General features: G+C 67.8%; 12 protein-coding genes. 11 read left to right on the top strand and 1 reads right to left on the bottom strand.

What is annotated here, in order from left to right; translation table 11 throughout:
* From DI624_RS14970 to DI624_RS14940, 7 genes are all read left to right on the top strand, one after another.
* On the top strand, positions 1–1,690 hold a 1,690-nt coding region (locus DI624_RS14970), incomplete at its 5' end, for a TonB-dependent siderophore receptor (protein ID WP_291540081.1).
* 91 nt (positions 1,691–1,781) lie between these two features.
* Complete coding sequence (locus DI624_RS14965) at positions 1,782–2,468, top strand: Fe2+-dependent dioxygenase (RefSeq protein WP_291540080.1); 687 nt, start codon at positions 1,782–1,784, stop codon at positions 2,466–2,468.
* A 64-nt stretch (positions 2,469–2,532) separates the two neighbouring features.
* Entirely contained in the window at positions 2,533–3,210 is a 678-nt protein-coding gene (locus DI624_RS14960) for a PepSY-associated TM helix domain-containing protein (protein WP_291540078.1), read from the top strand.
* A gap of 11 nt (positions 3,211–3,221) precedes the next feature.
* On the top strand, positions 3,222–3,734 hold the full coding sequence (locus DI624_RS14955; protein WP_291540076.1) for a DUF2271 domain-containing protein: 513 nt from the start codon (positions 3,222–3,224) through the stop codon (positions 3,732–3,734).
* An 11-nt stretch (positions 3,735–3,745) separates the two neighbouring features.
* Complete coding sequence (locus DI624_RS14950) at positions 3,746–4,546, top strand: DUF4198 domain-containing protein (RefSeq protein ID WP_291540074.1); 801 nt, start codon at positions 3,746–3,748, stop codon at positions 4,544–4,546.
* Between the two features lie 9 nt (positions 4,547–4,555).
* Positions 4,556–5,668 carry an FAD:protein FMN transferase gene (locus DI624_RS14945; protein ID WP_291540072.1) on the top strand — a complete coding sequence of 371 codons (1,113 nt, stop codon included), beginning with the start codon at positions 4,556–4,558 and terminating at the stop codon, positions 5,666–5,668.
* Entirely contained in the window at positions 5,665–7,032 is a 1,368-nt protein-coding gene (locus DI624_RS14940; RefSeq protein ID WP_291540070.1) for a sulfite reductase subunit alpha, read from the top strand. The genes DI624_RS14945 and DI624_RS14940 overlap by 4 nt, the downstream gene beginning before the upstream one ends.
* Here the strand turns inward: DI624_RS14940 and murC are convergent.
* Positions 7,026–8,441, bottom strand: a complete 1,416-nt coding sequence (gene murC / locus DI624_RS14935; RefSeq protein ID WP_291540068.1) for a Mur ligase family protein — start codon at positions 8,439–8,441, stop codon at positions 7,026–7,028. The two genes, DI624_RS14940 and murC, sit on opposite strands and share 7 nt — an antisense overlap.
* Before the next feature lie 71 nt (positions 8,442–8,512).
* Between murC and DI624_RS14930 the strand changes: the two genes are divergently transcribed.
* The 4 genes from DI624_RS14930 to DI624_RS14915 all read left to right on the top strand — a co-directional run.
* A complete protein-coding gene (locus tag DI624_RS14930) occupies positions 8,513–9,088 on the top strand; it encodes an isochorismatase family protein (protein WP_291540063.1) in 576 nt (191 codons plus the stop codon).
* Positions 9,085–9,918 (top strand): LD-carboxypeptidase, encoded by an 834-nt coding sequence (locus DI624_RS14925; protein WP_291540062.1) that lies wholly within the window; start codon positions 9,085–9,087, stop codon positions 9,916–9,918. The genes DI624_RS14930 and DI624_RS14925 overlap by 4 nt, the downstream gene beginning before the upstream one ends.
* A 261-nt stretch (positions 9,919–10,179) precedes the next feature.
* Positions 10,180–12,042: a DNA primase gene (gene dnaG, locus DI624_RS14920; protein ID WP_291540059.1), complete on the top strand. Its 1,863-nt coding sequence runs from the start codon at positions 10,180–10,182 to the stop codon at positions 12,040–12,042.
* 74 nt (positions 12,043–12,116) lie between these two features.
* Positions 12,117–13,478 (top strand): RNA polymerase sigma factor region1.1 domain-containing protein (locus DI624_RS14915; RefSeq protein ID WP_291540058.1); only part of this gene is annotated, 1,362 nt, incomplete at its 3' end.

Below are 13,478 nucleotides of genomic sequence, written 5' to 3'. Positions count from 1 at the left end.
TCTGCTCTTCCGTGAATCTCGCTCGTTTCATTCCGTCCGTCCTTTCAAGGGCCGGACTCTAGCTCCGCGTGGAGGAAATTCTCAGGGGCACGTCACTGGCGTCGCCGCTTCGTTCGGCGTCGGCATCGACACCGACAATACCGCGATCCTAAGCTTCAACTACCTCGATAGCGACCAGATGCCCGACTACGGCATTCCGCTCTATACGAAGCGGGGCGGCGCAACGGCGCCGCGCGAGAACGCCGAAGGCATTCTTAATGTGCCCTATGACACCTTCTACGGGCTGACGTCGCGGGATTATCTGAACAATACGGTCAAGAGCGCCACCTTAAGGCTGGAGCATCGGTTCTCCCCAAACCTGACGATCCGCAACGTGACACGCTATGCTGAAACCTTGAACGACTATGTCGTGACCAACCCCGGCGACGGTGGCAATGCCGTGCTGGTCGACGGCGCATGGTGGATGAAACGCGGCCTGAAGTCGCGCTGGAACCCTGTCGACACCACCGCCAACGTCACCGAGCTGTTCGGTACGTTCAATACGGGCGGCATCAAACATAGCTTCGATCTCGGCGCCGAATTCACTCACGAGATCAACCGGAACGCCTCTTGGACAGTGACCACCCTGTCCGGGTCGGCCTGCCCTGCGCCGTTGCGCACGGGCACGCCCTATGACTGCACGCTGCTTTATTCGCCCAATCCTGGCGATCCCTGGATCGGGACGAAAACACTGGGTGCCGTGACCAAAAACTCCACCAAGACCAAGGCGGCCTTCGCTTTCGACTCCATTGAGTTGACCGACAAATGGTTGCTGAATTTGGGGGTTCGCTGGGACGAGTATGCTGTGAACGGCGTCAGCGCCACGGGCGCCTTAGTTCCCGAGACGTCTTGGGACTTCGCTAACTATCAGGCGGGCCTGGTGTATAAGCCCACCCCGAACACCAGCGTCTATGCCTCCTGGTCCACGTCTTCGACTCCGCCCACCATCAGCGGCGGCGACCAGAACAACAGCGGAGGACAGGGGACGGGCAACCTCGCCACCGAACTGCTGGATCCCGAAGAGACCACCAGCTACGAGATCGGCGCCAAGGCCAGCCTGTTCCGTGATCAACTGCAGCTGAGCGCCGCAGCTTTCACCCTGAAGCGTGAGAACGCCCAGATTCTGGTCGAAGACGGCGTTTACGCCCAAGCGGGCGAGGTCGAAGTAAAGGGGCTCGAACTTGGCGTCTCGGGCAATATCACGCCTCGCTGGCAGGTATTCGGCGGCTATACCTTCCAGGATTCCGAATTGGTACGCGGCGCTGTGACGGTCCAGGCTGGCCCTCCGCGTGTCGTCGTTCCGAATCCTTATGTAGGCCTCGAACTGGCCAATACGCCCAAGCATAATGTCAGTCTGTTCTCGACCTACAAGGTCACTTCGCGTCTGACGGCCGGAGGTGGCGTCTATTATGTTTCTCGCTCCAACGGGGGGAACCAGGGCGGCGCCGGCGGCGGTTCTAACGGCATCTACGCACCGGCCTATACGCGGCTTGACGTCTTCGCCTCTTATGACCTGACAGATCGCGCCACACTGCAGTTGAACGTGCAGAACGCGGCGGACGAGGAATACATCATCCGCACCAACGGCGTTCACCACGCCGATCCGGCGCCGGGTCGTTCGGCCACCCTTGCCCTGAACCTGCGTTTCTGAACCTGCGCTTCTAAAGACCGCCTCCCCCGGTCTATCCTGGCGGCCCCGTCCTTCCGGCGGGGCCGTCTTCCTTTCGAGAGCGAGACCGCCCGTGCTGCTCCAGATTCCCGAAGTCTTCTCCAAGGCCGAAGTGAAGGCACTGCGCGAACGGCTGGACGCCGGCCCCTGGGCGGACGGCAACATGACCTCGGGCCACCAGTCCGCGACGGCCAAGCGCAACCGGCAACTGCCCGAGGATTCCGATGTGGCCAAGGAGGTTTCGGCCCTGATCGTCCACGCGCTGAACGCCAATCCGATGTTCGTCGCCGCCGCCCTGCCGCACACGATCTTTCCGCCCCTGTTCAATCGCTACGAGGGGGGCGGCGAGTTCGGCCTGCATGTCGACAACGCCATCCGTCAGGCGCGGGGCGGCGGGACGATGCGCATCCGCAGCGACCTGTCGGCCACCCTGTTCCTGTCCGAGCCCGAGGATTACGACGGCGGCGAACTGATCATCGAGGAGATGTACGGCGCCCAGTCGGTCAAGTTGCCGGCCGGCGACCTGGTCCTCTATCCCTCCAAGAGCCTGCATCGGGTCCTGCCGGTCACGCGCGGGGCGCGGGTTTCGTCCTTCATGTGGATGCAGAGCCTGATCCGCGACGACGGCGACCGCGAAATGCTGTTCCGGCTGGACGTCGCCACCCAGCGCGTCGGCCTGGAGAAGGGTCCTAAGGATCAGGCGGTGATCGAACTGACGGGCGTCTATCACAACCTGCTGCGCCGCTGGGCCGAGGTCTGACGCCCATGTCGCAGGTCATGCGAACGCTATTGCAACCCGTTCGCAACAGTGGCACAGCGACCGCGTGACCGAACTCGCCGCACAGCGTCAGTCAGAACCGGAAGCCAAGGGGGCCAGGCCCAAGGCCGCGCTGAACGGCGCGCGGTCGTTCTGGCTGAAGCAACTGCACAGCTCGCACTGGATTTCGGCGGCGGTCAGCCTGACGGGCATGATCCTGTTCGCCGTCACCGGCATCACCCTGAACCACGCCGCCTCCATCCCCGGCGATCCGGTGACGGTCGAACAGACGGCCGCCCTGCCGGCCCCGCTGTTGCAACGCCTGGCGACCTTTCCCGAAGAGACGACCCAGCCTGTGCCCGACGCCGTGGCCCGCTGGGCCGCCGAGGCGCTGAAGGTCGAGATCGCCGGGAAACCGACCGAAACCACGCCCGAAGAAGTCTATGTCGCCCTGGCTGCGCCTGGCGGCGACGGATGGGTGACGATCGACCGTTCAACGGGCGAGACGCTGCACGAGAAGACCACCCGTGGCTGGATCGCCTACCTCAACGACCTGCACAAGGGCCGCAACGCCGGGACCGTCTGGTTCTGGTTCATCGACGTCTTCGCCGTCGCCTGCGTCGTCTTCGCCGTCACGGGCCTGGGCTTGATGTTCCTGCACGCCAAGGGGCGGCCCTCGACCTGGCCGCTGGCGGCCCTTGGCCTGCTCGTTCCCGTCGTCATCGCCCTGATCTTCATTCACTGACGAGTATTCCGATGCGTCTTCTCCCCGTCGTCATCACCACGGTCGGTCTCGCTGCGGCGGCCGCCCCCGCCATGGCCGCCGACCTGACGGTCTCGGTCGAGATTCCCCGCCTGAACACCGCCTCCTACCACCGGCCCTATGTGGCGGTGTGGATCGAAAAGCCGGACCAGACCGCCGAGCGCACCCTGGCCGTCTGGTATCAGCAGACCCGCAACAACGAGGGCGACGGCAAGGACTGGCTCAAGGACCTGCGCACCTGGTGGCGCAAGGGCGGCCGAGCCATGGCCCTGCCGGCCGACGGCGTCTCGGGCGCCACCCGCGCGCCGGGCCGTCAGACGATCGCCGTGCCGGGCGCGCGCCTGCGCAACCTGCAACCCGGCCAATACAACATCGTCGTCGAGGCGGCCCGCGAACTGGGCGGCCGCGAGGTCGTGCGCGTGCCCTTCCGCTGGGGCGCGGCCAACGCCGGGGCCGGAACCGGCTCCACCGAACTGGGCGCCGTGCGCGTCGCCGTCTCTCGCTAAGGATACAGACGATGAAGAAAACGATCGCTCTCCTCACCCTGGCCGCCGCCCTGGCGGCGCCGATGGCCGCCCAGGCGCACCGCGCCTGGCTGGCGCCGACCGCCACCACCCTGTCGGGCGCGGACGCTTGGGTCGGTTTCGACGCCGGCATGTCGAACCAGGTGTTCAATCCCGACCACGCCGCCATGCGCCTGAACGGCCTGACCATCACCGCGCCGGACGGCTCGGCGGTCCAGCCCGAACACGCCATGCAGGGTCAGTACCGTTCCACCTTCGACGTTCATCTGACGCAGAACGGCACCTACAAGATCGCCAACGTCATGGGCGGCGTCGTGGCCGGCTACAAGCTGAACGGCGAGCAGAAGCGCTGGCGCGGGACGGCGGCCGAATACCCCGCCGCCTTGCCGCAAGGCGCGACCGACGTCCAGGCCACCCGCACCGCCAGCCGGATCGAGACCTTCGTCACCCTGAACAACCCCACCGACACCGTATTCAAGACGACCGGCGAGGGGCTGGAGCTGGTTCCCGTCACCCACCCCAACGACCTGGTGGCGGGCGAGGCGGCGACCTTCAAACTGCTGAACAACGGCCAGCCGGCCTCGGGCCTGGACGTCACCGTGGCCCGCGGCGGCATCCGCTATCGCGACAATCCCGAGGAATCGACCGTGACCACCGGCGCCGACGGGGCCTTCACCGTCACCTGGCCGGAAGCCGGCATGTACTGGCTGAACGCCTCGGTCCGAACCGAGGGGCAGGGCGCTGCGCTGGGATCGAACACCAGCTATGTGGCGGTCGTGGAAGTCCTGCCCTAAGCGAGCGGGATGTCCGACACGCCTTTCTCGCCGCGCGGCTCCCGCGCCGCGCCGCCCGCCGTCAGTCTCGGCGATTCCGGTCCGCTGGTGGATCGGGCCGACAACCGCGTCCTCGTGCCCCGCATCGAGGGCGCGCCGCCCCGTCCGCCCAGCGACGTGATCCTTTCGCTGGGCGGTCAGACCATGGGCACGACCTGGAGCGCGCGCGTCATCGCTCCGCCCGGGGTCGGCGAGGCCTCTGTCCGCGTCGCCATCGAGGAAGAACTGGCGGCCGTCGTTTCGCTGTTCAGTCCGTGGGAGCCGTCCAGCGAGATCAGCCGGTTCAACGCGGCCCCGGCTGGCTTCTGGGCGGTGTCCCAGCCCTTCTGGGACCTGCTGGACGCGGCCATGACCCTGGGCGACGAGACCAACGGCGCGGTCGACCCGACCCTGGGCGCCCTGGTCGATCTGTGGGGATTCGGTCCGCCGGGACCGCGCCCGGCCCTGCTGCCCCTGCCGTCCGAAGACGAGATCGCCGCCGCGATGGCGGTCAGCGGCTGGCGGAAGCTGCGGCTCAATCGCGACGCGCGCGGCGTGATGCAGATGGGCGGGATGAGGCTGGACTTCTCCGGCATCGCCAAGGGCCACGCGGTTGACCGGGTCTCCGACCGCCTGATGGCGATGGGGGCGACCTCTCACCTGATCGAGATCGGCGGCGAACTGAAGGGCCGCGGCGTCAAGCCCGACGCCCAGCCCTGGTGGGTCGAGATCGAGCGGGTCGAGGGCGACCCGGCCCCCCGCACCGTGGCGGCCCTGTTCGACCTGGCCGTGGCCACAAGCGGCGACTATCGGCGCGCCTTCGTCCATGACGGACGCCTCTATCCGCACACGCTGGACGGTGCGACCGGCCGACCGGCGGCCAACAACCTGGCCTCGGTCACGGTGCTGCACGCCTCGGCCATGATGGCGGACGCCTACGCCACGGCCCTAACCGTCATGGGGCCGTTCGAGGGGCCGGACTACGCCGAGGCCCTAGGCCTGGCCGCGCATTTCGTCGAGCGCACCGAGCGCGGTCCGGTCGAGCGGATGTCGCCCGCCTTCGCCGCCCTGATGGACGATCCCGAACAGGACGGGCCGGGGTGACAGCCGACCCGCAGCGCTGGCTGTGGGCGGCGGGGGCGTTCGGCCTCTGGCTGACCCTGATCGCCTTCACCGTCTGGCGCGAACGCCGCGCCGCCGCCCGGACGCGCGCGCGTTCCGACGCCCTGGCGGGAACGGGTCAGGGGCGGCCCGTCCTGGTCGCCTTCGCCAGCCAGACCGGGCTGGCCGAGGAACTGGCCTGGATGACGGCGCGCGGATTGGGCGACGCCGGGGTGGGCGCGCGGGTGCTGTCCTTCGCCGACCTGGACCTGGATGCGCTGAAGTCCGCCGAGCGGGTGCTGCTGATCGCCTCGACGACAGGGGAGGGCGATCCGCCCGACAACGCCGCCCGTTTCGTCGGAAAGATCATGAGCCGGAACCCCGATCTGGGCGGTCTGCGCTTCGGCCTACTGGCCTTAGGCGACAGCACCTACGACCATTTCTGCGGCTTCGGCCATGCGGTGGACGGCTGGTTGCGGCGCGCGGGCGCCCAGCCCCTGTTCGACACGGTCGAGGTCGACGACGGCGACACCGGCGCCATCCGCCACTGGCAGCACCAGCTGAACCAGATCACCGGCCGCACCGCCGCGCCCGACTGGACGCCCCCCGCCTACCACCCGTGGCGGCTGGTGGAGCGGACCCTGGCCAATCCGGGCGGTCCCGGCGGCGAGGCCTGGCATTTGGCGTTCGAGGCGGTCGGGGCGACGCCCGACTGGGAGGCCGGGGACATCGCCGAGATCGGCCTGCCCGAACGCGACGGCGTGGTTCCGGGCGCGCGCGAATATTCCATCGCCTCCCTGCCGTCCGACGGGCGGGCCGAGTTCCTGGTCCGCCTGATGCGCCGCCCCGACGGCTCGCCCGGCCTGGCCTCGGGGTGGCTGACGCAGGATCTGGCGGTCGGCGACGAGATCGGGATGCGGCTGAGGACCAACCGCAGCTTCCACGGCCCGGCCGATGCGACGCCGATGATCCTGATCGGCAACGGCACGGGGATCGCGGGCCTGAGGGCGCACCTGAAGGCGCGCACGGCGGCGGGCGGCGGGGCCTGGCTGTTGTTCGGCGAGCGGACGCAGGCGCACGACGCCTTCTTCGACGCCGAACTTCAGGCCTGGCTGGCGTCGGGGGTGCTGAGCCGGCTGGATCGCGCCTTCTCACGCGACGCGGGCGACGGCCGCTATGTGCAGGACCTGGCGGCGGCGGCGGCCAATGATCTGCGTGACTGGGTGGCGCGCGGGGCCGTCATCTATGTGTGCGGCAGCCTGGAGGGGATGTCCCAGGGCGTGCACGCCGCGCTGGAAGAGGCGTTGGGCGCGGACGTCCTGCTGGAGATGCTCGAAGACGGCCGCTATCGCCGCGACGTCTACTGACTTTCCCGCGGTTGTTTCCGTAGTCGTTCCAGCAGGTCCGCCGCGAACGTGGACAGGGTGTCGTCGCGAGCGCCCATCACGATGATCCGGTCGCCGGAACGAGCGGTCTCGACGATCCGGTCGCCACAGGCCGCGCGGTCGGGCAGGGCCTCGGCCTGAAGTCCCGCAGCCTGAACGCCCGAGATGATGTCCTGCGAGCCGACGCTACGATCCGTGGTGCCGCCGTAATAGACGGGTTCGGGCATCAGCAGGATGTCATGCGGGCGCATCAGACCGGCGAACCCATCGATGAAGGCTTCCTTCATCAGCTTCAGCGGGCCGAAGCCGTGCGGCTGGAACAGGATCAGCAGGCGTCCGTCGAAGGCGTGCAGGGTCTTCAGGGTGGCGGCGATCTTGTCGGAGTTATGGGCGAAGTCGTCGATGACGGTGATGTCGTTGACGGTCCCGACCACCTCCATGCGGCGACGGATGCCGGCGAAGGTCTCCAGCGCCCTGACCGCCTCGGCCGTCGGCACGCCCAGCGCCCGGACCGCGCCCAGCGCCGCCAGGGCGTTGGCGACATTGTGGGCGCCGGGCACGTTCAGCACGACGTCATGCTCGCTCCAGCCCTCGATCAGGCGGAACCGCATCCCCGTCGGCAGGGGTTGCAGGTCGTGTGCGGACAGGTCGGCCTTCTCCTCGCCGAGGGCGAAGGTGATCGTCTTGCCCGCAGGCAGCATCTGGGCCAGGGCGGCCGTCTCGGGATTGTCCAGGTTCAGCACCGCCGTCGCGGCCCGCCGGGTGAAGCCGCCGAACAGGTCGCGCAGCTCCTCCATCGACTTGTGGTCCAGCGAGATGTTGGACACCACCGCCACCGTCGGGTCGTAGCGGGCGATGGAGCCGTCGCTTTCGTCCACCTCCGCCACGAACAGGTCCGGCCCGCCGATCAGAGCGCTGGCGAACGGATGGTCGGCGTCGGCGAAGTTCTTCATCACCGCCCCGTTCACGACGGTGGGGTTGCGCCCGGCCTGGTGCAGGATCCAGCCGACCATGCCGGTGATGGTCGACTTGCCGCTGGTGCCCGCCACGCCGACGGAGGTCGGGGCGGCGTTGAACAGTTCGCTGAGCAGCTGGGGCCGGGTCTTGATCGTCGCCCCCACGCGCCGGGCTGCGCCGATGTCGGGCACCGTGTCCTCGACCGCGCCGGTGGCCACCACGATCTGGTCGGCGCGGGTGACGCCCGACCCGTCCTGGGGATGCAGGACGACGCCGTGGGCCTGCAGCCAGTCGAACTTCTCGGGCGTGCGGCCCTGGTCCAGGGCGCGGTCTGACCCTTCGATGGCCGCGCCGCGCGCCTGGACGATCAGGGCCAGGGGCAGCATGCCCGACCCGCCGATGCCGCAGAAGAAGTAGGAGACGCTGTCGGTCATGGTGCGATAGGAAGGGCCGTCGCGCCCGACGGCGGCGCGCTGAAGTGCAAATGATTCCGTCAGGAGACGTCGTGGCCCTGGAACTCGCTCCCCGCAAGACCGCATTGGTGATGATCGACCTGCAGAAGGGGATTCTGTCCGCGCCGCGCCTTCCCCACGCCGTCGAGGACGTGATCGACCGCAACCTGGCCCTGGCCCGCGCCCTGAAAGCCAAGGGCGGCAAGATCGTGCCGGTGCGGGTGGATTTCGGGCCCGGCGGTTCGCTGGCGCCGAAGGGCGCCATAGACGCCGCGCCGCTGGGCGACCTGCCCGCCGATTTCGCCGAGTTGAGGCCCGAGATGCTGGCGCTCTCGCCGGACCTGATCGTCGTCAAACGCCAGTGGGGAGCCTTCCACGGCACGGACCTGGACCTGTATCTGCGCCGGTCAGGGATCACGACGGTGCTGCTGACCGGGGTGGCGACCAATATGGGCGTGGAATCGACGGCGCGCGAAGGCTGGTCCCTGGGATACAACATGGTGGTGATCGAGGACGCCTGCAGCACCTTCTCGGCCGAATGGCACGCCTTCGCCATCGACAATATCCTGCCGCGCATCGCGCGTGTCCGCTCGACGGCCGAGACGCTGGACGCGCTGGAGGCGGCGTGAAGAACGGCTTCAAGATCGGCATCGTCTGCGCCAGTTCGCGCTTCGCCAAGGCGCGCGCCGACCAGATCGACGAATGGATGGCGCGGCGTCATCCCGGCCGCGAGGTGGCGGTGGTCTTCCATCCCGCGTGTTTCCTGAAGCACGGCCATTTCGCCGGCGACGACCGGGCCCGGGCCGACGCCTTCGTCGAGTTCGCCAATGATCCGCGCCTGGACGCCATCTGGTTCGCGCGCGGCGGCTATGGCTCGTGCCGCATCGCCGAGTCGGTCATTCCGCGCCTGGACGCGGTGGCGCGCAAGAAGCGCTACATGGGCTATTCCGATGCGGGCAGCCTGCTGGCCGGCCTTTACAAGGCCGGGTTCGAGCATCTGGCGCACGGGCCGATGGCGTCGGATTCGGTGCGGCGCGACGAGACGGCCGACGGGGCGCTGTCGTGGCTGACGACCGGGCGGACCGACTGGATCGAGCCGTCGCTGGCGCTGGATCCGCGGCCGGCGGTCGCCTTCAACCTGACCATCATCGACCAGTTGACCGGCACGGCGCTGGAGCCCGACCTGACCGGCCATGTGCTGATGCTGGAGGAGGTGGCCGAGGCCGCCTATCGGATCGACCGGATGATGTTTCATTTGACGGGACAGGCGTCGATCCGGCGTGTGGCCGGAATTCGCCTGGGACGTGTTTCGGAAGTCACGCCAAACGATCCCGATTTCGGACAGACCCCGGAGGAGATCGTTCGCTACTGGTGCCTGAGGTCGGGCATACCTTTTCTTGGAACCGCCGATATCGGGCATGACGCCGCCAACAAGGTCGTGCCCTTCGGCCGCCGGTGAGACGAAGCGTGCGCGGCGAAAAGGACACAGTCTCGCCTTGATCCGCAGCGATGCCCCCGTCGGCCTCTCGACAGATCGCCGATCCTTGCGTCAGATGCAGGTCCGCGAGGCGTTAGGACTTCGTTAGCCAAGGCGTTGGGGGACGCGGCGGCTACGCCTTCTGCGATGCGGCGGTTCGTTCGGACTTCGGGGGATGCCCGGACGAGCCGCCTGATCGTCCCGATATCGACCTGGAGACCGACTGGGCCTAAGGATCGCCGGGTGCGTTTCGACGAAAGATTCATCGATGAACTGAAGGCCCGCCTTCGGCCGTCCGACGTGATCGGGCGGACGGTGAAGCTGAAGCGTCAGGGGCGGGAATACGTCGGCCTGTCGCCCTTCTCGAAGGAAAAGTCGCCGTCCTTCTTCGTCAACGACGACAAGGGCTTCTTCCACGACTTCTCGTCCGGCAAACACGGCGACATCATCTCCTTCCTGCAGGAGACGGAGCGGCTCAGCTTCGTCGAGGCGGTGCAGCGTCTGGCGGGCGAGGCGGGGATGCAGCTTCCCGCCGAAGACCCCAAGGAGGCCGAGCGCGAGCAGAAGCGGGCGGGCCTGTCGGACTGGATGGACCTGGCCCAGAAATGGTTCGCCGCCAATCTGCGCCGCACGCCCGGCAAGGCGGCGCGCGAATACCTCGAAAAACGCGGCCTGCCCGAGGACCAGTGGGAGCGGTTCGGCCTGGGCTATGCGCCCAACGACCGCGAGGGGCTGAAACAGGCGCTGGTCCAGCGCGGCGCCCGGCCCGCCGACCTGGTCGAGGCGGGCCTGCTGATCGCGCCCGAAAGCGGCGGCCAGCCCTATGACCGGTTTCGCGACCGGCTGATGTTCCCGATCCTGGACGCGCGCGGGCGGATCGTCAGCTTCGGCGGCCGGGCCATGAACCCCGATGACCGGGCCAAATATCTGAACGGCCCGGAAAGCCCGCTGTTTCACAAGGGCGCGACCCTGTACGGCCTGCCCGAAGCACGTCGGATCCTGGGAGCCGAAAGCAAGAACGACCAGGCCGTCATCGTGGTCGAAGGCTATATGGACGTCATCGCCTGCCAGCGCGCGGGCCTGCCGGCCGTGGCGCCGATGGGCACGGCCCTGACCGAGGAGCAGATGGAGCGGCTGTGGCGCATCTCTTCCGAGCCGGTGCTGTGTTTCGACGGCGATGCGGCCGGCCTGCGCGCCGCCTATCGCGCCATCGAACGCGCGTTGCCGCTGCTGAGGGCCGGGCGATCCTTCCGGTTCTGTCTGCTGAGCGGAGGACAGGATCCCGACGACATCCTGCGCGACAAGGGGGCGCCCGCCCTGCGCCAGGCCCTGTCCGAAACCCACGGCTTCGCCGAGGTGCTGTTCCGGCGCGAACAGGACATCGAACCGCTGAACACGCCCGAGCGCAAGGCCGGCTTCAAGGCGCGTTTGCGCAGCGCCGCCTCCGCCATCCAGGACAGGGACCTGGCCGAACAGTATCGCCGCGACCTGTTCGAACGCTTCGACGCCCTGTTTCCGCGCACGCCCCAGCGCGCGCCCTGGACGCCGGGGCAGGGCGGGCGCGGCCGGTTCGGCCCCCCGCCCAAACTGGGCCAGACCGTCGAGGGAGCCCAGGCCATGCAATCGCTGTTTCGCGCCATCGAGCCGGTGCCCGCCGCCCTGGCCCACGGCGCCATCGACGATCCCGAGCGGATGGACGACCATCTGGAAGAGATTTCGGCCCACGGATTCGGCGACAAGGGGTTGGATGGACTGGCGCAGGAACTGGTTCGTTTGCGTCTGTCTGGGCAGAGCCTTGACTCCGCCGCCCTGCGACGCCATCTGGCGCAATCGGGTCATGATGCCTTAGTGCGCGAGGTCGAGAAGGCGGCGGCGAAGTCCGGCGCGCCATTCCTGGCCGCAAATGCGCCCCTCGCCGAGGCAAGGGTCCGATGGTCGCAGGCGTTCGACGCTTCGACGCGGGTCGCCGCGTTGGAGGACGCCTTGTCCCAGGCGCGTGGCGTGCCTGGGCAGGATGAGGCGTTCCGCCGGCTTAAGGCCGAGCGGGATGCGCTTCGCCGTGCGATCAAAGCCGGGACGATTTGGGAAGACAGCGCGGGCGCGTAACCTTACGCCCCGACGGGCATTGTATTTTTCGCCGGGGCGGATTGATCACCCTTCCGGCTGGAGACAGACCGACTATGAACGCACAGACCGAGACGCAGGACGCCGAGGTTTCGACCGACGGGCCCCTGCTCGATCTGACCGACGCCGGCGTCAAGAAGTTCATCAAACAGGCCAAGGCGCGCGGCTATGTGACGATGGAGGAGCTGAACAAGGTCCTGCCGTCCGAAGAGGTCACGCCCGACGCCATCGAAGACACCCTGGCCATGCTGTCGGAAATGGGCGTCAACGTCGTCGAGGCCGAAGAGGACGCGCAGGAGCAGCAGTCCACCGACGTGGCCGCCGCCGCCGGAACCGCCGTCGCCGAAACCCCGGCCAAGGCCGCCTATGACCGTACCGACGACCCGGTGCGTATGTATCTGCGCGAAATGGGCTCGGTCGAACTGCTGAGCCGCGAGGGCGAAATCGCCATCGCCAAGCGGATCGAGGCCGGCCGCGACGCCATGATCTCGGGCCTTTGCGAGAGCGCCCTGACGTTCGAGGCCATCATGGTCTGGCGCGACGAGCTCGAGAACAACCGCATCCTGCTGCGCGAGGTCATCGACCTGGACGCCACCTATGGCGTGCTGAACCCGTCGTCCCTGCCGGGCGCCGCCCAGCCGGAGAGCGAAGAGGGAGAAGAAGCCGAGGAAAAACAAGTCTCTGAGGACAAGCCCGAGTCCGATGACGATGATGAGGATGACTTCGACGATGGCGGCGGCATGTCGATCTCGGCGCTGGAAGCCGAGCTGCGCGACGGGGTGATGGAGGTCCTGAACCTGATCGCCGCCGATTTCGGCGCCTTCCGCCAGCTTCAGGACAAGCTGGTGCAGGCGCGGCTGAGGGGCGAGACGCTGAGCGCCAAGGACGAAAAGGCCTATCAGGCGCTGACGATGTCCATCTCGGACCGTCTGAAGACGATGAAGCTGAACAACAACCGCATCGAGGCCCTGGTCGAGCAGCTTTACGCCATCAACAAGCGCCTGATCGGCCTGGAAGGCCGCCTGCTGCGCCTGGCCGACAGCTACGGCATCTCGCGGCCCGAGTTCCTGAAGGCCTATTTCGGCTCCGAACTGGACCCCGCCTGGACCGACCGGATCAAGGAGCAGGGCGTGCGCTGGACCAAGTTCAGCGACAACGAGGCCAGCCAGATCGCGACCATCCGCTCGGATGTCGCCGCCGTGGCCCTGGAAGCCGGCCTGCCGATCGACGACTACCGCCGCATCGTCCAGACCGTGCAGAAGGGCGAGCGCGAGGCCCGCCAGGCCAAGAAGGAGATGGTCGAGGCCAACCTGCGCCTGGTGATCTCCATCGCCAAGAAATACACCAACCGCGGCCTGCAGTTCCTGGACCTGATCCAGGAGGGCAACATCGGCCTGATGAAGGCGGTCGACAAGTTC

It is taken from the genome of Brevundimonas sp. (assembly GCF_003248455.1).
Classification (GTDB): domain Bacteria; phylum Pseudomonadota; class Alphaproteobacteria; order Caulobacterales; family Caulobacteraceae; genus Brevundimonas.
This window is presented reverse-complemented; position numbering and strand designations above follow the sequence as displayed.